An 18,322-nucleotide genomic window follows, 5' to 3' on the forward strand; every position below is an offset into this window, starting at 1 on the left:
CAAGTCTCACCATGCGGTGCTGTCTGGCCGGCGCGACCCTGGACGTGACGCGCGTGGAGCCACCACCTGCAGACTGTCCCTTCCGGCCAAGGGTTACTGATTGCGGTCCGCGCGCGTCATGTGCGCAAGCGTCGCACTGGTCAGTGCACGCACCCCGATGCGCATCGCCGATTCGTCGATGGTGAACAGCGGCGAGTGATTCGTCGGGCCGGCGCGATCCGGATACGGAGAGGCGTTGAGGATCCAGAAGACCACCGGCACGCCCGTGGCGCCGAACGCGCCGAAATCTTCCGAGCCCATCGACGGCAGGATTTCCGCGACCTTGTCCTTGCCCGCCGCGGCCTTCAGTGCGTCGACAAGGGCCAGGGTGGCGGGCGCGTCGTTGACGAGCACGCCATAGCCGCCGCCGGTGTCGATGCGCACTTCGGCCTTCACGCCGTAGCTGGCCGCGATGTGCTCTGCCTTCATGCGGATCTGCTCGTGAGCGACCTTCTGGTTCTGCGCCGACAACGCGCGCACCGTGCCCGAGAGTTCAGCTGTCTCGGGCAGGATGTTGAAGCGATTGCCGCTTTGAAGCATGCCGACCGTGACCACGGTGGCACCGCCATCGATGGTCGGGTTGGTGCGATGGCTGACGATGTTCTGCAGGCCCAGCGTGATCTCCGCGGCCGCGAGCATCGGCGAGTTGGCCGCCCAGGGAGCGGCTCCGTGCCCGCCGGCACCGCTGAGCTTGATGTTGAACACGTCGATGCTGGCCAGCATCGCGCCTGGCCGATAAGAGATCGAGCCCTTGGGCGACTGCGCCCCGATGTGCTGGCCCAGCACGACATCGACCTTCGGGTCGTCGAGCACGCCGGCCTTGACCATGGCCAATGCGCCGCTGGGACGGTCGCCAGGCCCGATCTCCTCGGCCGGCTGGAACAGGAAGACCACCGTGCCGGGCAACTCGGCACGCATCGCCGAGAGCGCCTGGGCCGCACCCAGCAGCATGGCCACATGGGTGTCGTGACCACAGACATGCGCCACCGACACTTCCTGGCCGCGCCACATCGCCTTGGATTTCGAGCGGAACGGCAGATCGTTGCGCTCTTCGACAGGAAGTGCGTCCATGTCGGCGCGCAACGCGATCACCGGCCCGGGCTTGCCGCCGCGCAATACGGCCTTGATACCAGTGCCGGCGATGCCGGTCTGCACCTCGATGCCCGGGATCTTGGCCAGCACCGCGGCAATGTATTTGGCGGTCTCGACCTCTTCGTAGGCGAGTTCGGGATGCTGGTGAATGTGCCGGCGCCAGGCGATCACGTTGGGCTCGGAGGCATCGGACAAGGCAAGCGCGCGGTCGAGCAAGGGTTGCGGCGTCGCGGCCGAGGCTGCTGCGGCAACGCCGAGAGCGGTTGCGCACAGGGCCGCCTTCAAGATTTGTACGAGGTGTTTTTTCATGGTGAGCATGGTCTGCATTGAGTCTCTCGAATCCAGGCATCTGCCTTCCGGTTCGACAACGAAAGTCGGTTGCAAGAGTCGGGCCGACTCGCCATGGTCGCCTGTCGCTGCGACGCTGTCAGGGCTCAAGCATTGGCCCGTGGGCAGCAGGCGCAAACTCCGCCTGCCTGGAGTCGCCGGTAGTTCGAACCATCGCTCTGCGCTGCAGCGTGTCGCGGCTCTTCCGCGCTTCGTCGCGTGCCCAGTGAAGCCGGCATGCTCAGCACGCGACCGGACTCCGACCCGCACGCGGGGCAGGGCGCTGGCCGATCGAACAGGGCCATCGGCCGCCGTTCGACGAACGGTCCGCAGCGCGGGCAGGCGTAGTCGTAGGTGGGCACGGAGCTACCAGCCGCCCGATTCCCCACGCGCCACATAGCGGCCGCTGCCGGTCTTGCCGAGCCATCGGTCGCCGTCGACGATGAGCTCGCCGCGCAACAGCACCTTCTTCACTTGCCCCGTCACGTCCCGGCCTTCGAACAGCGTGAAGTCGCAGTTGCCGTGCTGCGTTTTCGCCGAGATGACGTGCGGCGCATCGGGGTCGAAGATCACCAGATCGGCATCGCTGCCAACGGCGATCGTGCCTTTTTGCGGAAACAGTCCGAACAGCTTCGACGGCGCTGTGGACACCAGCTCGACGAAGCGGTTGAGCGAGATGCGGCCCGCGCGCACACCGCCGTCGTAGAGCGTCGCCATGCGTGTTTCCACGCCGGGTACGCCATTGGGGATCTTCGAGAAATCATTGCGGCCGTATGGCTTCTGGTTCACGCGCCCCAGGTGTCCTTCCTTCATGCAAAAGGGGCAGTGGTCGGTCGAGACCAACTGCAGGTCGTCGGTGCGCAGCGCGGTCCATAAGGCCTGCTGCGACTCCTTGGAGCGAAGCGGCGGACTCATCACGTAGCGCGCCAGATCGAAGTCCTCGCTGTCGTAGGCGCTGTCGTCGAAGAACAGGTAGTGCGGACAGGTTTCGGCAAACACCGGCACCCCCATGTCCCGGGCCTCGACCACATGCTTGAGCGCCTCTTTGGCCGAGAGATGGACGAAGTACACGGGTGCGTCGGCGAGTTCGGCGAGCTTGATGCCGCGGTGCGTGGCTTCGCCTTCCATGATCGCCGGCCGTGTGAGCGCGTGGTACTTGGGTGCGGTGTGCCCTTGCGCCAGCGCCTCCTTGATGAGGAGCTCGATGATGGTCCCGTTCTCGGCGTGCAACGCGATCATGCCGCCGTGCTGCCCGACCATGCGCATGGCCTGGAAGATGGCCGCGTCGTCGACCATCACCGAACCCGGGTAGGCCATGAACATCTTGAAGCTCGAGACTCCTTCATGCCGGATCGCGTGCTGCATGTCGGCCAGCGCCTGGTCGTCCACGCCGGTCACGATGACATGGAAGCCGTAGTCGATGCAGGCCCCGTCGGCGCCCTTCGCGCGGGCCCGTTCGATGGCCTCGAGCACGCTCACGCCCTTGCGCTGGAAGGCGAAGTCCACGATCGTCGTGGTGCCCCCAAAAGCGGCCGAACGCGTGCCCGACTCGAAGCTGTCGCAGGTGGTCGAGTCGCCGAAGGTGTTGTCCATGTGGGTGTGGCAATCCACCCCGCCGGGCAGCACCAGCATGCCGGCGGCATCGATGACCTCGATGTCGGCGCCGACATCGAGTGCGCGGCCGATGGCGACGATGCAGCCATCGTCGATCAGCAGGTCGGCGGTGTAGTCGTCCACGGCCGTGACGATGCGGCCGTTGCGGATGATCTTGCGGGTCATGGGCGGGGCTCTCCTTGGTCGGTTCGGTTCAGGCGTGCACGCCGGCCTCGGCCAGCGCACGTTCCAGCGCCGCGACTTCATCGCGCGGCAGCGGTCCTATCGGCGGGCGCATGGCGTCGCTCGGAAAGCGGCCCAGCAGCTTGAGGCAGGTCTTCAGGCGCGCCGTGGCGTACCCGCCGGGCGCGGTGCCGTAGATCGCCTTGGCGAGCGGGTAGATGCGGTCGTTGAGATTGCGTGCCTGCGCGAGATCGCCACGCTTGATCGCAAGGTCGAGGTCGATCACCAGCTCGGGCACGACCGCGGCCAGGCTCACCAGGCTGCCTTCGCTGCCGATCGCGAAGCAGGTCAGCAGATGCTCGTCGCCCGAGGCCATCATTGCGACGTGCGGCGCCACCCGCTTCACCAGGCGGCGGTTGGCCTCGTAGGCCGCTGCCTCCCAGCTTCCCTCCTTGATGCCGACCACATGCGGCATCTGGGCGAGCTCTGCCAGCACCTCGGGACGATAGGCGAGGGTGCCTGCGTTGACGCCGGCCTGGTAGAGCATCAGGGGCATCTGCGCGTTGGCATTGGCAATCCGGTGGTGCGTTACCGCCATGCGCGAATCTTGCGAGAGCGCCCACGAGAACGGCGGAAAGACCAGCACGGCATCGGCCCGGGCCGCCTTGGCGTCGTCGACATGACGCTGGGCCTCGAGGCTGTCTTCGGCATTGATGCCGCACACCAGCAGCGATCGTTCGCCGCAAACCTCGATTGCGATCTCGGTCACCCGGCGCTTCTCCTCGCGCGAGAGCGAGAAGTTCTCGCCGGCATGGCCGTTGATCAGCAGGCCCTTCATGCCCGGCACAAAGGCGTTGGCCTCGAGATGACGCGCCAGCGTCGCTTCGTCGATGCGGCCGTCGTCGAGCAGCGGGCACAGGGTGGCGGCATAGATGCCGTGGAAAGGGGCGGATTGTTGGGGAATCATGGGAACGGGTTATCAAGCGCCGGGCATCGGCATGCCCAACAGGCGGGCGGGATCGAAAAGAGGCAGCTCGGGCTGCTGTCCGAGGATGTGCTGGGCCATGATCCGGCCCATGAACGGGCCGCTGGTGTAGCCCGAGTGGGCGCTGCCGACCACGTAGGCCCGCGGCACGCCGGGCACGTCGCCGATGATCGGCATGGCGTCGGCCGTCTCGGCCTCCAGGCCGAGCCAGATGCGCGCGATGCGGGCCTCGGCCAGGGCGGGCAGTGCATAGGCCGCCAGGCGCATGTTGCCCACGAGATTCTGCGGACGGGCCTCGACGCCACCGCGCTCGCGGTCGCCTTCACCCTGCCAGCCGCCGCCGATCAGCACCGTGCCGTTGGCGAACTGTTTGAGCGACAACAGCCCGTTGGCGACGCTGAGCACGGTGCGCATCACTGGCCGCACGCGCTCGGTGATGATGAGCTGGTTGATCAGCACCTTGATCGGGATCTGCACGCCGAGCCAGGCGAGCATGTTCTCGATCCACACCCCGCCCGCGAGAACCACGCGAGTCGCCTGCAAGGGCGGCCGGCTCGCCGCGCCACCGAATCGGATTACGTGGCCCGCGTCCCCGGAGTCGATGCCTTCGACAGGCGTGTTCTCGAGCACGTCGACGCCGGCGGCCGTTAGCGCGTGGCGGAAGGCGCGGCCCGTGAGATAGGCGCTCGCGAAGCCGTCGATGTCGCAGTAGCCCGCCTTCAGCAGGCCGGGATGCACGCCGGGCTCGATCTCTCTCGCGCGCGCCGGAGAAATGACTTCGATCGGCGCGCCGTATTCGCGGCGCGCCTTGGCGCGCAGCTCGACCAGCTCGCACTCGGCCTCGGTAAAGGCCAGCGTGAGGCCCGGCACATGGGTTGCGAGCACGCCCATGCCCAGCCATTTCTCGGCGTCCATCCACATCTGCCAGGCGCGCATTGCATAGGGCACGAGCGCAGCACGCGTCATGTGCAGCGTCAGCGTGCCGGCGTTGACGCCGGATGCCTCACGGCACAGGGGCCCGCGATCGACCAGCGTGACCCGCATGCCGCCTTGCGCGAGATGCAGCGCAGTCGAGCAGCCCATGACGCCGCCGCCGATCACGACCGCGTCGTATGCGGCCGATGAGTGCGCGTTGTCGCTCACAGCGGAGCCGCCTTGGGGATCGGGATGTCGGCGTAGGTGTAGTCGCCAGCCACCTCGGCGAGCGAGACCGGGCGCAGCGGGGCCCGGCCCGTGAAGCAGCCCACGGCTTCGCGGCTGCCCACGTGAGCGGCGAGCAGGGCGCCTGCGATGTCCCCGCAGGTGCGGCCCTGGCAGGGGCCCATGCCGCAGCGTGTCCAGGCCTTGAGCTGGTTCATGTCGCGGGCGCCATCGCGCGCGGCGGCGTCGATTTCGGCTCGCGTCACGTCTTCGCAGCGGCAAACCACCGTGTCGGGTGCGATGCTCGCGACGGCGCCTGCACGCAGTGCCATCAGACCCGCCATCGCGCGCCCGAAGCGGGCTGGCTTGTGCCATTGCGCGAGCAGTCGATCGCGCTCGCGGGAGTGGGCTTCGGCCGTCAATCGGCCCAGATCGTGGGCGCAGGCCACGGCTGCCAGTTCGCCGTGGGCGCCGGCCGCGGCGGCGCCGGCAATGCCAGCCCCGTCGCCGGCGATGTACAGACCGGCGACGGAGGTGCGGCCTTGCGCATCGGCCTCGGCAATCCAGCCGCCACGCGCCGCTTCGTAGCGGTGGCGTGCGCGCAGCAGCCGGGTGACGTCGGTGCCCGGCACAAGGCCGTGCCCCACCGCGACGGCGTCCGCCTCGAAAGCCACAGGCGCGGCATGCGCAACCGGTGCACCGGTCATGTCGACCTGCTGCGCGTGAACGCGGAATCCGTTGCCGAGCGCCTCGACCGACGCGATGCCGTGGCGATAGAGCAGCGGTACACGCGCCTTGCGCAAGAGCGCCTTCCATTGCACGCCCTGCCACAGCAGATCGGGCCGGCCGGTCAGCGAAGGCAAGGTCTGCAGCCAGTCGGCCCGGCTGGCCAGGTCCAGCACGGCAGCGACCTCACCGCCGGCCTTGAGGATGCCGCTTGCCACAGCCAGCAGCAGGGGGCCGCTGCCTGCCACCACCGTGCGGCGCCCGGGCAGCATGTTCTGGGACTTGAGGAGGATCGTGGCAGCGGCCAGCCCGATGACGCCGGGCAGGGTCCAGCCGGCGAAGGGAACGACCCGCTCGGTCGTGCCCGTTGCCACGAGCAATGCGCGCGGCTGCCAGCTCGTCACGCCCTTGGGGCCGATCAGGTCAGTGCGAAGGCTGCTGCCCACGTTCCACACCTTGTGGCCGAACAGGCATCGGATGCCGGAACGGCTCAGCTCGTCGCGCAGGGCGTCGCCCTGTACGGCCTCGGTCGAGGGCCGAACGCCCGCCGCCCGCGTAAAGCCCAGGGGCAGGGGGCGCCACACCTGTCCTCCCGCGTCGGAGTTCTCATCGACCAGCAGGACGTCGAGGCCGCAGGCCTGCGCGCGCAGCGCGGCGCGTGCGCCAGCCGGCCCGGCACCGATCACCAGCAGATCGATGGGGGAAGGGAGCGCTTCAGCCAAGACGCTGCTCCCGAAAGGCGAGCGATTCGATCTCCAGGCCCGCCGCCGCCGGCACCTGGCAGGCCGGCAGCTTGCGCCCGCCGACCCATACGAGGCATTCCTGGCAGGAGCCCATGAGGCAGAACATTCCGCGCGGCGCGTTGTCGCGCGGACTGCGCCGGAGTTCGCGCTGTCCTGCGGCAAACAGCGCCGCCGCGACGCTCTCGCCCTCGAACGCGTCGACCGTACAGCCGTCGGCCATGAAACGCACCGCAGGCCCGCGCTGTACCGCCTGGTCGGTGCGCAGCGATGGCATCGCAGAAGTTGAGCTTTTCGTCATGAGAGGAAGTGACGGAATGAACGGGTAAACGCGAACTGGAAGACTTGACTGGACCGCTCGAAGTTTATTGTATACATTCAATATATATATCTTATATTTTTTGAAGACAAAATGCGATCTGGCATTCGTCTTGCATCCGTTTTCCCCGACATCCGGGCCGCTTCGGCGACTGGTTCAACCCTCACCCTCTAGGAGTTTTTCTCGATGAAGCAGATAAGGAACACCATCCGCCGCACCCTCCTGGTTGCCGGATCGCTCGCGCTGGGTTCGGCGCTGATGGGCCTGCCGGCCGTGAGTTCGGCACGCACGCTCGATGAAATCGTGGCCAGCAAGAAGCTCGTGATCGGCGTCAATCCGACCTTGCCTCCGCTGGGCATCTTCAATGACAAGAATGAAATCGACGGCTTCGATGTGGACATCGCGCGCAAGCTCGGCGAACTGCTGGGCGTCAAGACCGAGATCGTGCAGGTCGGCTCACCCGACCGCATTCCCTTCGTGAGCAGCGGCAAGATCGATGCGGTGCTCGGTGCCATGACGATCACGGCCGAGCGCCAGAAGGTGATCGACTTCACCGTGCCGCTGCACACCGAAGTGCTGGGCGTGCTGACCACCAAGGCCAAGCCCTACAAGGACTGGATGGAGCTCAACGACCCGGCCGTGAGACTGGTCGAGGTGCGCGGCGCCACGCCCGTGAAGCTGGTGCAGGAAAAACTGCCGAAGGCCCAACTGCTGCTGCTCGACAACTACCCCGATGCGGTGCGCGCCATCGCACAGGGCCGGGCCGATGCAATGATCGACGTGATGGACTTCATGACCGAGCACACGGCCAAGCACAAGGTCGACTGGCGCATCGTGGACGCACCGATCGAGGTCTACTTCTGCGGCATCGGCGTGCAGAAGGGCAATGACGCCCTGCGCGAGAAACTCAGCGCCGCCGTCAAGGAAATGCACAAGAGCGGCTACGTGGACGAACGCTGGAAGAAGTGGTTCGGCGGCCCGATGCTGCACGATCCGCGCACCGCACCGACCTACAAATAAGGCCGCGAGGGGAGGGCATGCAATTCGACTACTCACCGGTGCTGGAGCGCCTGCCCTATCTGATCGGCGGAGCCTGGCTGAGCCTGCAGATCGCGTTCCTCGCGTTTGCTTTCGGAATGCTGCTCGGCCTTGGCGGCGCCTCGGTGCGCGCCTATGGCCCGCGCTGGGCGCGCCGCGTCGTCGGCGTCTACGTGGTGTTCTTCACCAATACGCCGCAGCTGGTTCAGATCTTCTTCATTTTCTTCGCACTGCCCGATGCTGGCATCCTGCTGTCGCCGTACCAGGCCGTGCTGATCGGCATGACGCTCAATGCCGGTGCCTATCTCACCGAGATCCAGCGCGCGGGCTTCGAATCGGTGCGCCTGCCTGAACTGGAGGCCGCCGAAACGCTGGGCTTCTCGCGCATCCAGACCATCCGCTACGTGATCCTGCCGCACATCGTGCGCGTGCTGTTTCCGCCGCTGTCCAACCAGTACATCCTGATGACCCTCGGCACGTCGATGGCGGCCGTATTCGGTGTCGAGGAACTCACCGGACGGGCCTACAACATCAACTCCGAGACCTTCCGCTCGATCGAGGTGTTCTCGGTTGCCGCGGTGCTCTACATCGTGATCACGCTGATCGCCACGCTGTCACTGGCCTTCGTCGGAAAGCGATTCTTCCGCGCCAAGATGAGGTGGTTCTGATGCTCGACCAGATCATCCAGGAGCTGCCTCGCTTCTTCAGCTACTACAACCTGCTCTTCTTCGCGAAGGCGCTGGGCGTGACCTTTGCCTTGTCGGCCATCGGCTGCGTCGTCGGGTTCTCGCTGGGCTTTCTGCTCGCGGCCGTGAGGCTGGACACCCGACCGGCAGGCCGGCCCCTGCGCGTTGCTTCGACGGTCTTCATCGAGCTATTCAGGCGCATCCCCTTCCTCGTTACCCTGATGCTGGTGTTCTTCATCTTCCAGGGGCTCAACGCCGACCTCGCCATGTTCACCGTGGCCTTGATCAGCGTCTGCCTGATCGCCACCGCGTTCATCGCCGAAATCGTGCGAAGCGGACTCGAATCGGTGCACCGCAACCAGTGGGACGCCGCCGCGGCGATGAACTTCAGCTACCTGCAGACGCTGCGCCTCGTGATCGTCCCGCAGGCCTGGAAGATCATTCTTCCGCCGGTCTTCGGTTTCTTCGTCCTGTTCATCAAGGACACCGCGCTGGCCTCGCAAATTGGCGTTGTCGAGCTGGCCTTTGCCGGCAAGACGATGAACAACAAGGGCTTCTCGGCCACGCTTGTCTACGGCACGGTGCTGGCCCTTTATTTCATGCTGTCCTATCCGCTTGCCCGGTTCGGAAAACACCTGGAGAAAAAGCTTGCCCCAACTCGAAATCGTTGACCTGAAGGCCAACTACGGCTCACACACCGTACTCGAGCGCATCAACCTGTCGGTCGACAAGGGCGAGATCGTCAGCCTCATCGGCCCGTCAGGCTCGGGCAAGAGCACCTTGCTGCGCGTGCTGATGGGCCTGCTGCCGCCGATCGAGGGCCAGGTGCGCATCGACGGCCAGGCGCTCGACTACAACGACCGCGAACAGCTGCGCCGCCTGCGTTCGCAGATGGCCATCGTGTTCCAGCAATACAACCTGTTCCAGAACATGACGGTGCTCGACAACGTGACCGTCGCACCCATCAAGGTCAAGGGAAGGCCGCGCAAGCAGGTCGAAGACTATGCGATCCAGCTGCTCGAGAAGGTCGGCATGGGTGCCAAGCTGAAGGCATATCCCGACCAGCTGTCGGGCGGCCAGCAGCAACGCGTGGCAATCGCGCGCGCACTGGCGCTGCAGCCGGGCATCCTGCTGCTCGACGAAGTCACGGCGGCCCTCGACCCCGAGCTCGTCAACGAAGTGCTGGACACTGTGCGGCTCCTGGCGGCCGAGGGCATGACGATGTTCATCGTCTCGCACGAGATGGGCTTCGTGCGCGAGGTATCGAGCAAGGTCGTTTTCATGGCCGACGGGCACGTGGTCGAGATCGGCGCGCCGCGACAGATCTTCGACGAACCCCGCGAGGCACGCACCCGCGAGTTCGTCGGCAAGATACTGCGGCACTGATCGGCTCGTGCGCCGCTGCGGGCCTACTGCGGCAGCTCGGTCACCAGCCCGTTGCTGAGCCTTGAGAGCGTATAGCGCGCAAGGTTGCGCAGATGGGCGACGACCGCTTGCTCGGCTGCCTTCTCGTTGCCTGCGATGTAGGCGTCCAGGATCGCCAGATGCTCGGCCCTGTCGTCTTCGATGCGATTGAAGGGGTCGACCACCTCGAAGAGGCGGCACAGCACGCGCAGATGGGCGATGGTCTCGGCCAGCATCGCATTGCCGGATGCACGCGCGAACATGCCGTGAATCTCGTCATCGGCGTGCCAGTGGCTCGAGCCCTGCTGGCTCGAATCCAGAGACAGGATGTCGTCGCGCAGGCGCTGCACCAGGTCCGCGGGCACATGCCCTATGGAGAGCGACACGGCCTGCGACTCGAGCCGTTCGCGCACCTGCAGGCACTGGAAGTAGTGCGACGCCGTGATGCGTCGCACCGCGTAGGAGCGCGCGTTGGCCCGCACCAGCAAGCCTTCGCCCTCGAGCCGAAGCAGGGCCTCGCGCAGGGGCGTGCGCGACATCTGGAGCCGCTCGGCCAGGCGCCCCTCCACCAGTACTTCGCCGCCGGTCAGCTCGCGCTGCAGAATGAGCCGCCGCACGACCGCGTAGGCCCGGTCGGTCAGGTTCGTCGAGGCTTCGCCGGAAGCGTCCGGCGCGGTCTTCGCGCGCTTCACGGGCACCTGCGTGGGCTTGCGAGCGCGCACGACCTTGCCGGGCGAAGCCGTCTTCCCGGGCTTCGCGTGCGACGTTGGCTTGATCGCGGCTTTGGGTTTCATATGATTTGTCTACAAACTGTGTGCAATCGAAGAATGCCACAGCATACGATGTCCCACTGGCCCGCTCATGGCTGTCTACCTGATCGAGCCCTCGTCAATCACGAGATGCTCATCTCCAGCGGCGTCGTCTGAAACGCCAGCTGCCGCCAGCGATCACCTTCCCGGGCCCAGACTTGCATCACGCGCGAGTCGATGCGCACGGTGCCGCTGCCGTCCTTGCGCACGGCCACGAGCAGCTGCCGGCCTGTCATGAGGGCCGTGCTACCCAGTACCTGGACCTTCAGTTCCGAGCGGTCGATTTGCCTGTAGTCGACATGCGTACCGCCCGAGCGGAAGTAGCTCTCGTAGTTGTCGGTCTGGCCCTTGGCGTGAACGTGAACAAGGTCTGGATGAAGAATCTCGCGCAGGCGCGTGAAGTCTGCGCGCTTCATGGCGTTGCATCGCTGTGCTTCGAGATCGAGCAACAGGCGTTCAGTGTCGCAGGACGGGGGAGGGGTGGCTTCGTTCATGCTGCGCTCCGGGCAGTGGGAGTTTTCGGATTCGCTCGGGTTGGAGGCTGGATGCCGATGTCCCGGGAGGCTCGTTGCATCAGAACCGCGGCGTCTTCGAGGGTGCGTGCCACGCCATAGACCAGATGATCCGGCCTCACCAGTGCGGCCTCGCATCCATGGCGCTCGAACCAGGCCGCCAGAATGCCGTCGGCTTCGGCCAGCTTCACCACGCCGGGCGCCGTCGTCGTGGCATCGATGCACAGCAGCTTCGCGCCGAGGCTCGCCGCCGATGTCTCCAGGCCCCGAAGCGCCGCGGGATCGGGCGCATGGCGCAGCACAAGCAGGAACCCGGGCTGCAGCAGGTCGTCCATCATTTGCGGCGCAACGCCGGGCTCGATGCATCCCATCGCCTGAGGAAAGGGCGTGCCCGCGGGCAACTCGTCGCGTTCGATCAGTCCGTGGTGCACGCCGGGCAGCAGGCTCTGGCGCAGTTGCATCCGTACCTTTCCACCTTGCTGCTCGCGCAGGCGAAGGTCGCGTTCGGCGGCGCGCACCGGGTCGCGCTCGCAGATGATCTGGCCCAGCCGCTTGACGGTCGCCGTCACGTCCTCCACCTGGGGTCCACGCTCGTCGCCATAGCTGTCCAGCAGGCTTTCGGGGGCGCGCCCCTCGAGCACCCATTGGAGCTTCCAGGCAAGGTTGACGGCATCGCGCAAGCCCTGGCACATGCCTTGGGCCAGGAAAGGCGGCATCTGGTGCGCGCTGTCGCCCGCCAGCAGCACGCGGCCTTTGCGCCATTGCTCGAGCACCACCGCATGGAAGCGGTAGGCCGCCGCGCGCCAGATGCGTGCGTCCGCGGGCGTGAGCCAGGGGGCGAGCAGCTGCCAGATGGCCTCGTGCGGCATCTCGCGCTGCTCGGCCTCGTCGGCAAGCAGCAGGAACTCCCAGCGCCGGTGGGTGCCCGGACCCACGACGTAGGTGCAGGGCCGCGACGGGTGGCAGTACTGGACATTGGTGGCGGGCAGCCGGTCGAGCTTGTCTTCGTCGACATGCATGTCGACCACGATCCAGGGCTCGTCGAAGTCGAGGCTCTTGAGCGTCAGGCCCATCTGCTTGCGCGTGGGGCTGGTGCCGCCGTCGCAACCGACGACGTAGCGTGCGCGCAGTTGCACCTGCGTGCCGTCGGGCCTGCGAACGTCGAGCTGTGCATGGGCCTGCGACTGGCTCAGCTGCAGCACCTCGTGCCCGAGATGGATCGACACGCCGGGGAGCTTGCCGACGGCCTGGCGCAGCGAGGCCTCCAGCGCCGGCTGGTTGAAGGTGTACGACGGCGCCCACGCGAGCGGATAGGGCGACGGCCCCATGTCGAAGTGCTGGATGGGTTCGCCGTCGCTGCCCTGGTAGATCGTCGGGCGGTAGGGCGTCATGTGCGGCGCCAGCGTGCCGGCGATGCCGATCTCCTGGAACACGCGCAGCGCTTCGTGGTCGAGCGCGAAGGCGCGCGGCAGCGGGTAGATCTGCTGCGACTTGTCGAACACCGCGACGCGCAAGCCGCGTTGGCCGAGCAGCGCGGCGAGCGTTGCGCCGACGGGGCCGAAGCCGATGATCGCCACGTCGACGGGTTCCGGGTTCTGTTGGAGCATGGTCTGTGTTGAATGCATAAATCAAGAATTATGCATAAAACATGATTTCGTGCGCAAAGGGTTATCACTGATGACGCCGTGCCTCGCGGTCGAAAATAATGCACAAAACGAGATTTGTGCATATAGACATCAATCAGCCAGGAGACGCCATGACGACGATGAAAGCCGCCCGACTGCACCAGGTCGGCGCCCCGATGGAGGTCGAGCAACTTCCGATTCCCCAGCCCGCCGCCAACGATGTGCAGGTGAGGGTGCGTGCGTGCGGCATCGTGCCCAACCTCGGCAACATCCTGGCCAACTGGACGACCTGGTTCCCGGAGCTGCCGCTGCCGCCGCTGCCCGCGGTCTTCGGGCTGGACCCGGCCGGCGAAGTGACGGCGGTCGGCTCCCATGTGCACACGTGGAAGCCGGGCGACCGCGTCTACGTGAACCCGAGCCTCTACTGCGGCGGCTGCCGCGCCTGCCGCAACGGCGACCTCATCAACTGCACGCACTACGCGTTCAGCGGCTATTTCGGCTTCTCGCAGAACTCGCTCAAGCTCTACAAGAACTATCCGTTCGGCGGCCTGTGCGAATACATGATCGCGCCCCAGTACGCGCTGGTGAAGCTGCCGGACAACGTGAGCTTCAACCAGGCGGCGCGCTTCGGCTACCTCGGCACCATGTACTCCGCGATGCGCAAGGCGCAGGTCGGCCCCGGCAGGAGCGTGCTGATCAACGGCATCAGCGGCACGCTCGGCATCGGCGGCGCGCTCTTCGGGCTGGCCATGGGCGCCACGCGCATCCTGGGCACCGGGCGCAACCGCGAACTGCTGGAGCGCGTCAAGGCGCTGGCACCCGATCGCATCGAGGTCTTCTCCAATGCCGACGGCGAGGCCATCGACGCCTGGGCCAAGGCCCGCACGAACGGGCTGGGCGTGGACACCTTCATCGACGCACTGGGCCCCGGCGCGCCGCACGACACTTTCCAGCAGGGCGTGCGTGCCCTCAAGCGCGGCGGCCGCGCCTACAACATCGGCGCCATCGCAGGCATGGTGGGCATGGACCTGCACACCATGATGGACGAGCAGCAGAGCATCGAGGGCTCGGCCTGGTTCACGGCCGGTGAAGGGCAGGACATGGCCGACATGGCCGAGGCGGGCACGCTCGATCTCTCGGTGTTCGAGCACGTGTGCTATCCGCTGGACCGCATCAACGAAGCGATCTCGGGCATCGCGAGCCGCAACGGCGGCTTTAGCAACTTCGTCATCAATCCCTGAAAGCGCGCCATGAAGATCAGACGGGTAGTGGCTGGCACGGGTGCCGACGGCAAGGCGAAGTTCCTTTCGGATGGCGCGGCGCCGCGCAGCGCCCTGTTCACGACCGTGCCCGGCTTTGCCGCGGCGCTGCTGTGGGCCACCGACGCTTCCGACTGCGTGGGCACCGGCGCCGTGGGCGACCGCACGGGTGAGGCGGGCTTCGTGCCTGCCGCTGGCGGGACGCGGCTCATGATGGTCACGTTCCCGCCCGATGCGGTGATGATGCGCGCCGACTTCGACGCAGCCGCCTTCGGCGCCGAGTTCGGCCGCCTGGTTCCCGGCCTGGCGGAGACCTTCGAGCCCGATCACCCCGGCATGCACACCACCGACAGCATCGACTACGACATCGTGCTCGAAGGCGAGATCACGCTCGAGCTGGACGATGGCGCACAGGTGCTGCTGCGCCAGCACGAGGTGGCCGTGCAGCACGGCAACCGGCATGCATGGCGCAACCTCGGCGACCGGCCCGCGACCATGCTGTTCGTGCTCGTGGGCACCAGGCGAGCGGGAGGCCAGGGATGAAAGACCATGCATAAAATTAATTCCATGCACAAACAAGAAACCTCCCCCGCTTACGAGCCGCCGCTGGTCGAGCAGGCCTTCACCCGCTTGCGGCAAGACGTTCTGGCCGGCACGTTCGAAGCCGGCGCCAAGCTCAAGCTCGACGAGCTCCAGTCGGCCTACGGCTATTCGAGCAGCCCGCTGCGCGAGGCGCTCAGCCGGCTGGCGCAGGAAGGGCTGATCCGCGCCGACGAGCGCCGCGGCTTTCGCGTGGCGCCGATCTCCGAGGACGACCTGGCCGACATCACGCGCATGCGCGTCATGCTCGACGTGCCGGCGCTGCGGGAAGCCATTGCCCATGGCGACGACGCCTGGGAGGCGGACATCCTGGCTGCGTACCACCGCCTGGAGAAGGTCGAGTCTCGCCTGAGTGACGGGCCCGTCATTCTCGACAACGACTGGTCGCAGCTGCACCGTGCCTTTCACCTCGCGCTGGTGGCTGCATGCCCCTCCTTGCGCCAGCGCGTCTGGGGCGCGAGCCTGTTCGACCAGGCGGAGCGCTACCGGCGCTTTTCCGCCCGCCACAGGAAGACCGCTCGCCGCAAGTCGAATGAGCACAGGAAGATCATGGACGCCACCTTGCGCCGCGACGCCGACACCGCCTGCGCCTTGCTCGAAGAGCACATCCTGAGCACGCAGCGCAACGTGCTGGCCGCGCTCAAGGCCGCCCAGGCCGCGCAACCGTAGGGCCACCGGCCCCTTCACAGGAGACAGCATGCTCAAGGTCGCCCGACCCACGCCTTCGCATTTCGGAATCTTCGTCACGGACCTGGACCGGATGGTGGCCTTCTACACCGAGACCTTCGACCTCACGATCACCGATCGCGGCGAAGGCCGCACCTTCAAGAACCAGCTGGTGTTCACCAGCGCCAGCCCGGACCAGCATCACCAGCTGGTGCTGGCCTCGGGCCGCCCGGCCGAGGCGAAGTTCAGCACCGTGATGCAGATCTCCTTCGTGGTGCCGAGCATTCAATACCTGCGCGATATTTCCGCGCGCGCCGAGGCCCGGGGCGCCACCAGCATCCGCGGCCTGAATCACGGCAACGCGCTCTCGGTCTACATGCTCGACCCGGAGGGCAACACGGTGGAGATCTACGTCGACACGCCGTTCTACGTGGCGCAGCCGCACGGCGATCCGCTCGATCTTTCGAAGGACGACGAGACGCTCATGCGCGAGACCGAGGAGGCCTGCCGCAAGGACCCCACCTTCATGCCGCTTGCGCAGTGGCAGGCGCAGTTCGAGTCGCGTTCGCCCGCTGCGTCCGCGGCGCCTGCCGCCTGCCGCCTGACGCCTGACGCCTGACGCCTGACGCATCCCGTCTTTTCCGCACACCCATTTCAACCGGAGTTCACATGAAGCTTTTGTCATTTGTCCATCAAGGCCGCGAAACCTGGGGCGCAGTCGTCGGCGACGGCGTTGTCGACCTCGGCAAGGCGCGGCCCCAGCATGCGGGCCTGGCCGACTACATCGCCTCGGGCGAGTACCTGCAGGCGGCGCAGCACGTCGAAGGCCTGCCGGTGGCGGCGAAGCTGGCCGACATCACCTTCCTGCCGGTGATCCCGCGCTCCGAGAAGATCGTGTGCGCCGTGCGCAACTACATGGACCATCACCAGGAGGTGCTGGCCGCCGGCATGCATCGCGAACTGTCGGAGCAGCCGCCGATCTTTCTGCGCGTGTGGCGTTCGCAGTGCGGGCACAACCAGCCGATCGTGCGGCCGCACGTCTCGGAATCGCTGGACTGGGAAGGCGAGCTCGCCGTCATCATCGGCAAGGGCGGGCGCAACATCGCGGAAGCCGACGCCTTCGACCACGTGGCGGGCTACTCTTGCTACAACGACGGCAGCGTTCGCGAGTGGCAGTTCCACGCCAAGCAGATCGCCTCGGGCAAGAACTTCGAATCGACTGGCGGCTTCGGTCCCTGGATGGTGACGGCCGACGAGATCGCGCCCGGCCGCGAGCTCAAGCTCGAGACCCGGCTCAACGGCGAAGTCGTGCAGAGCAGCCACACGGGCCACATGATTTTCAGCATCCCGAAGCTCATCAGCTATGCCTCGACGATCTTCACGCTAACGCCCGGCGACGTGATTGCCACCGGCACGCCCGCAGGCGTGGGCTGGAGCAAGAAACCGCCGCGCTTCATGAAGCCGGGCGACGTGTGCGAGGTCGAGATCGAAGGCATCGGTGTGCTGCGAAACCCGATCGTGCAGCAGGACTGACGTCTTTCGGCCGCGCGGTGGCGGCACAGGCACCGGCCTTCATACAAGAACCATTCGGAGACAAACTCATGCGGCGCAGACGATTGCTCGTCGCCGCAGGCCTTGCCATGGCCTGCGCGGCTCCCCTTGACGGCATGGCCCAGGGCTACCCGGACAAGCCGATCAAGGTCTACCAGGGCTTTGCAGCCGGCGGCAACGCCGACACCATCGCGCGCGTGGTCGGCGCGGAAATGACCAAGGGGCTGGCGCAGCCCTTCGTGGTGGAGGCGCAGGCCGGGGCAGGGGGCACCATCGCCGCGGCGACGGTCGCGCGTGCCAAGCCCGACGGGTACACGCTGCTGCTGGCCACGGGCGGCCATGCCGTGGCCGGCGCCCTCTACAACAAGCTCGGCTACCAGACGGTGTCGGACTTCCAGATGGTCTCCACGATCACCTACTTCCCTTTCCTGCTGGTGGTGCGGGCCGACTCGCCATACCGGGGGCTTTCCGAAGTGCTGGCTGCGGCGCGTGCAGACGCGCGCAGCGTGTCGTACGGGTCCGCGGGCATCGGCTCCACGCACCACCTAGCCGGTGAGCTGCTGGTGAAGAGCGCCAAGGCCGAGATGCTGCACATCCCCTATCGAGGAGATGCGGCCGCGGTCACGGCGCTGCTCGGCGGCGAGGTGCCGATGATCATCGCGCCGCCCACGGCCGTGATGGCCAACATCAAGGCAGGCAAGCTGCGGGCGCTGGCCACCACTGGCGCGCAGCGATGGAGCCAGATGCCGGAGTTGCCGACCGTGGCCGAGCAGGGCGTGCCCGGCTACGACGTGCGCTCCTGGGCCGGCTTCATGGCACCGGCCGGCACGCCGCGCCCGATCGTCGATCGCCTGCAAGCCGAGACGCTCAAAGCCCTGCAGGCGCCGGGCGTGCGTGCGCGGCTGGAAGAGATGGGCGGCGAAGCGCGCGGCAGCACGCCGGAAGAAATGACCACGATGGTGGCCGCCGAGCTGAAGCGGTGGACCGCCGTCGTGAACGATGCACACATTCCCAAGCAATGAGGTCAA

The 18,322-nt window shown here is 66.6% G+C and carries 20 protein-coding genes; 10 read left to right on the forward strand and 10 right to left on the reverse strand.

All coding sequences use genetic code 11. The features are described from left to right. Nucleotides 1-93: 93 nt before the first annotated feature. From ACSFCA_RS11870 to ACSFCA_RS11900, 7 genes are all read right to left on the reverse strand, one after another. The gene (locus tag ACSFCA_RS11870) at nt 94-1,458 is read right to left on the reverse strand and encodes a M20 metallopeptidase family protein (RefSeq protein WP_435459637.1); all 1,365 of its coding nucleotides are present in this window, start codon (nt 1,456-1,458) and stop codon (nt 94-96) included. A 107-nt stretch (nt 1,459-1,565) separates the two neighbouring features. Then, on the reverse strand, nt 1,566-1,856 hold the full coding sequence (locus tag ACSFCA_RS11875) for an FmdB family zinc ribbon protein (RefSeq protein ID WP_435459638.1): 291 nt from the start codon (nt 1,854-1,856) through the stop codon (nt 1,566-1,568). Continuing rightward, nucleotides 1,825-3,237: a dihydropyrimidinase gene (hydA, locus tag ACSFCA_RS11880; protein WP_435459639.1), complete on the reverse strand. Its 1,413-nt coding sequence runs from the start codon at nt 3,235-3,237 to the stop codon at nt 1,825-1,827. Before hydA ends, ACSFCA_RS11875 begins: the two co-directional genes overlap by 32 nt. Nucleotides 3,238-3,265: 28 nt before the next feature. Continuing rightward, entirely contained in the window at nt 3,266-4,201 is a 936-nt protein-coding gene (locus ACSFCA_RS11885) for a dihydrodipicolinate synthase family protein (protein ID WP_435459640.1), read from the reverse strand. Nucleotides 4,202-4,213: 12 nt separating this feature from the next. Beyond that, on the reverse strand, nt 4,214-5,362 hold the full coding sequence (locus ACSFCA_RS11890; protein ID WP_435459641.1) for an NAD(P)/FAD-dependent oxidoreductase: 1,149 nt from the start codon (nt 5,360-5,362) through the stop codon (nt 4,214-4,216). Further along, entirely contained in the window at nt 5,359-6,807 is a 1,449-nt protein-coding gene (locus tag ACSFCA_RS11895; RefSeq protein WP_435459642.1) for an FAD-dependent oxidoreductase, read from the reverse strand. Before ACSFCA_RS11895 ends, ACSFCA_RS11890 begins: the two co-directional genes overlap by 4 nt. After that, nucleotides 6,800-7,126 carry a (2Fe-2S)-binding protein gene (locus ACSFCA_RS11900; RefSeq protein WP_435459643.1) on the reverse strand — a complete coding sequence of 109 codons (327 nt, stop codon included), beginning with the start codon at nt 7,124-7,126 and terminating at the stop codon, nt 6,800-6,802. The genes ACSFCA_RS11895 and ACSFCA_RS11900 overlap by 8 nt, the downstream gene beginning before the upstream one ends. Nucleotides 7,127-7,330: 204 nt before the next feature. On the opposite strand from ACSFCA_RS11900, the gene ACSFCA_RS11905 reads away from it, so the two are divergent. From ACSFCA_RS11905 to ACSFCA_RS11920, 4 genes are read left to right on the forward strand one after another with little or no spacing between them, the layout of a single operon-like run. Further along, nucleotides 7,331-8,164, forward strand: coding sequence for a transporter substrate-binding domain-containing protein (locus ACSFCA_RS11905; RefSeq protein ID WP_093078201.1), 834 nt, complete (start codon nt 7,331-7,333; stop codon nt 8,162-8,164). A 17-nt stretch (nt 8,165-8,181) separates the two neighbouring features. Further along, entirely contained in the window at nt 8,182-8,850 is a 669-nt protein-coding gene (locus tag ACSFCA_RS11910) for an amino acid ABC transporter permease (RefSeq protein ID WP_435459644.1), read from the forward strand. Continuing rightward, nucleotides 8,850-9,539, forward strand: coding sequence for an amino acid ABC transporter permease (locus ACSFCA_RS11915; RefSeq protein WP_258349755.1), 690 nt, complete (start codon nt 8,850-8,852; stop codon nt 9,537-9,539). Before ACSFCA_RS11910 ends, ACSFCA_RS11915 begins: the two co-directional genes overlap by 1 nt. Continuing rightward, nucleotides 9,517-10,254 (forward strand): amino acid ABC transporter ATP-binding protein, encoded by a 738-nt coding sequence (locus ACSFCA_RS11920; RefSeq protein WP_309148836.1) that lies wholly within the window; start codon nt 9,517-9,519, stop codon nt 10,252-10,254. Before ACSFCA_RS11915 ends, ACSFCA_RS11920 begins: the two co-directional genes overlap by 23 nt. Before the next feature lie 23 nt (nt 10,255-10,277). Here the strand turns inward: ACSFCA_RS11920 and ACSFCA_RS11925 are convergent, their stop codons facing one another. From ACSFCA_RS11925 to ACSFCA_RS11935, 3 genes are all read right to left on the reverse strand, one after another. After that, nucleotides 10,278-11,066, reverse strand: a complete 789-nt coding sequence (locus ACSFCA_RS11925) for a GntR family transcriptional regulator (protein WP_435459645.1) — start codon at nt 11,064-11,066, stop codon at nt 10,278-10,280. Nucleotides 11,067-11,164: 98 nt separating this feature from the next. Beyond that, nucleotides 11,165-11,575: a nuclear transport factor 2 family protein gene (locus ACSFCA_RS11930; RefSeq protein ID WP_258349753.1), complete on the reverse strand. Its 411-nt coding sequence runs from the start codon at nt 11,573-11,575 to the stop codon at nt 11,165-11,167. After that, entirely contained in the window at nt 11,572-13,200 is a 1,629-nt protein-coding gene (locus ACSFCA_RS11935; RefSeq protein ID WP_435459646.1) for a bifunctional 3-(3-hydroxy-phenyl)propionate/3-hydroxycinnamic acid hydroxylase, read from the reverse strand. The genes ACSFCA_RS11930 and ACSFCA_RS11935 overlap by 4 nt, the downstream gene beginning before the upstream one ends. Before the next feature lie 149 nt (nt 13,201-13,349). Here ACSFCA_RS11935 and ACSFCA_RS11940 point away from each other — a divergent pair, with 149 nt between their 5' ends. The 6 genes from ACSFCA_RS11940 to ACSFCA_RS11965 all read left to right on the forward strand — a co-directional run bounded on the left by ACSFCA_RS11940 (nt 13,350) and on the right by ACSFCA_RS11965 (nt 18,316). Next, entirely contained in the window at nt 13,350-14,459 is a 1,110-nt protein-coding gene (locus tag ACSFCA_RS11940; protein WP_258349751.1) for an alcohol dehydrogenase catalytic domain-containing protein, read from the forward strand. Between the two features lie 9 nt (nt 14,460-14,468). After that, on the forward strand, nt 14,469-15,020 hold the full coding sequence (locus ACSFCA_RS11945; protein WP_435459647.1) for a cupin domain-containing protein: 552 nt from the start codon (nt 14,469-14,471) through the stop codon (nt 15,018-15,020). 6 nt (nt 15,021-15,026) lie between these two features. After that, entirely contained in the window at nt 15,027-15,746 is a 720-nt protein-coding gene (locus ACSFCA_RS11950; RefSeq protein ID WP_435459648.1) for an FCD domain-containing protein, read from the forward strand. Nucleotides 15,747-15,774: 28 nt separating this feature from the next. After that, nucleotides 15,775-16,362 (forward strand): VOC family protein, encoded by a 588-nt coding sequence (locus ACSFCA_RS11955; RefSeq protein ID WP_435459649.1) that lies wholly within the window; start codon nt 15,775-15,777, stop codon nt 16,360-16,362. A 50-nt stretch (nt 16,363-16,412) separates the two neighbouring features. Further along, entirely contained in the window at nt 16,413-17,276 is an 864-nt protein-coding gene (locus tag ACSFCA_RS11960) for a fumarylacetoacetate hydrolase family protein (RefSeq protein ID WP_435459650.1), read from the forward strand. Between the two features lie 68 nt (nt 17,277-17,344). Then, nucleotides 17,345-18,316 (forward strand): tripartite tricarboxylate transporter substrate binding protein, encoded by a 972-nt coding sequence (locus ACSFCA_RS11965; protein WP_435459651.1) that lies wholly within the window; start codon nt 17,345-17,347, stop codon nt 18,314-18,316. Nucleotides 18,317-18,322 lie beyond the last annotated feature (6 nt).

The sequence above is a fragment of the Variovorax multivorans genome, from assembly GCF_051216835.1.
GTDB lineage: Bacteria > Pseudomonadota > Gammaproteobacteria > Burkholderiales > Burkholderiaceae_C > Variovorax.

Excerpts from the sequence above, each read along its gene's own strand:
- ACSFCA_RS11950 (WP_435459648.1), top strand. The coding sequence starts at position 15,027 with ATGCATAAAATTAATTCCATGCACAAACAAGAAACCTCCCCCGCTTAC.
- ACSFCA_RS11960 (WP_435459650.1), top strand. The coding sequence starts at position 16,413 with ATGAAGCTTTTGTCATTTGTCCATCAAGGCCGCGAAACCTGGGGCGCA.
- ACSFCA_RS11870 (WP_435459637.1), bottom strand. The coding sequence starts at position 1,458 with ATGCAGACCATGCTCACCATGAAAAAACACCTCGTACAAATCTTGAAG.
- ACSFCA_RS11955 (WP_435459649.1), top strand. The coding sequence starts at position 15,775 with ATGCTCAAGGTCGCCCGACCCACGCCTTCGCATTTCGGAATCTTCGTC.
- ACSFCA_RS11885 (WP_435459640.1), bottom strand. The coding sequence starts at position 4,201 with ATGATTCCCCAACAATCCGCCCCTTTCCACGGCATCTATGCCGCCACC.
- ACSFCA_RS11905 (WP_093078201.1), top strand. The coding sequence starts at position 7,331 with ATGAAGCAGATAAGGAACACCATCCGCCGCACCCTCCTGGTTGCCGGA.
- ACSFCA_RS11945 (WP_435459647.1), top strand. The coding sequence starts at position 14,469 with ATGAAGATCAGACGGGTAGTGGCTGGCACGGGTGCCGACGGCAAGGCG.
- hydA (WP_435459639.1), bottom strand. The coding sequence starts at position 3,237 with ATGACCCGCAAGATCATCCGCAACGGCCGCATCGTCACGGCCGTGGAC.
- ACSFCA_RS11875 (WP_435459638.1), bottom strand. The coding sequence starts at position 1,856 with ATGTGGCGCGTGGGGAATCGGGCGGCTGGTAGCTCCGTGCCCACCTAC.
- ACSFCA_RS11940 (WP_258349751.1), top strand. The coding sequence starts at position 13,350 with ATGACGACGATGAAAGCCGCCCGACTGCACCAGGTCGGCGCCCCGATG.
- ACSFCA_RS11935 (WP_435459646.1), bottom strand. The coding sequence starts at position 13,200 with ATGCTCCAACAGAACCCGGAACCCGTCGACGTGGCGATCATCGGCTTC.
- ACSFCA_RS11930 (WP_258349753.1), bottom strand. The coding sequence starts at position 11,575 with ATGAACGAAGCCACCCCTCCCCCGTCCTGCGACACTGAACGCCTGTTG.
- ACSFCA_RS11900 (WP_435459643.1), bottom strand. The coding sequence starts at position 7,126 with ATGACGAAAAGCTCAACTTCTGCGATGCCATCGCTGCGCACCGACCAG.
- ACSFCA_RS11910 (WP_435459644.1), top strand. The coding sequence starts at position 8,182 with ATGCAATTCGACTACTCACCGGTGCTGGAGCGCCTGCCCTATCTGATC.
- ACSFCA_RS11965 (WP_435459651.1), top strand. The coding sequence starts at position 17,345 with ATGCGGCGCAGACGATTGCTCGTCGCCGCAGGCCTTGCCATGGCCTGC.
- ACSFCA_RS11915 (WP_258349755.1), top strand. The coding sequence starts at position 8,850 with ATGCTCGACCAGATCATCCAGGAGCTGCCTCGCTTCTTCAGCTACTAC.
- ACSFCA_RS11925 (WP_435459645.1), bottom strand. The coding sequence starts at position 11,066 with ATGAAACCCAAAGCCGCGATCAAGCCAACGTCGCACGCGAAGCCCGGG.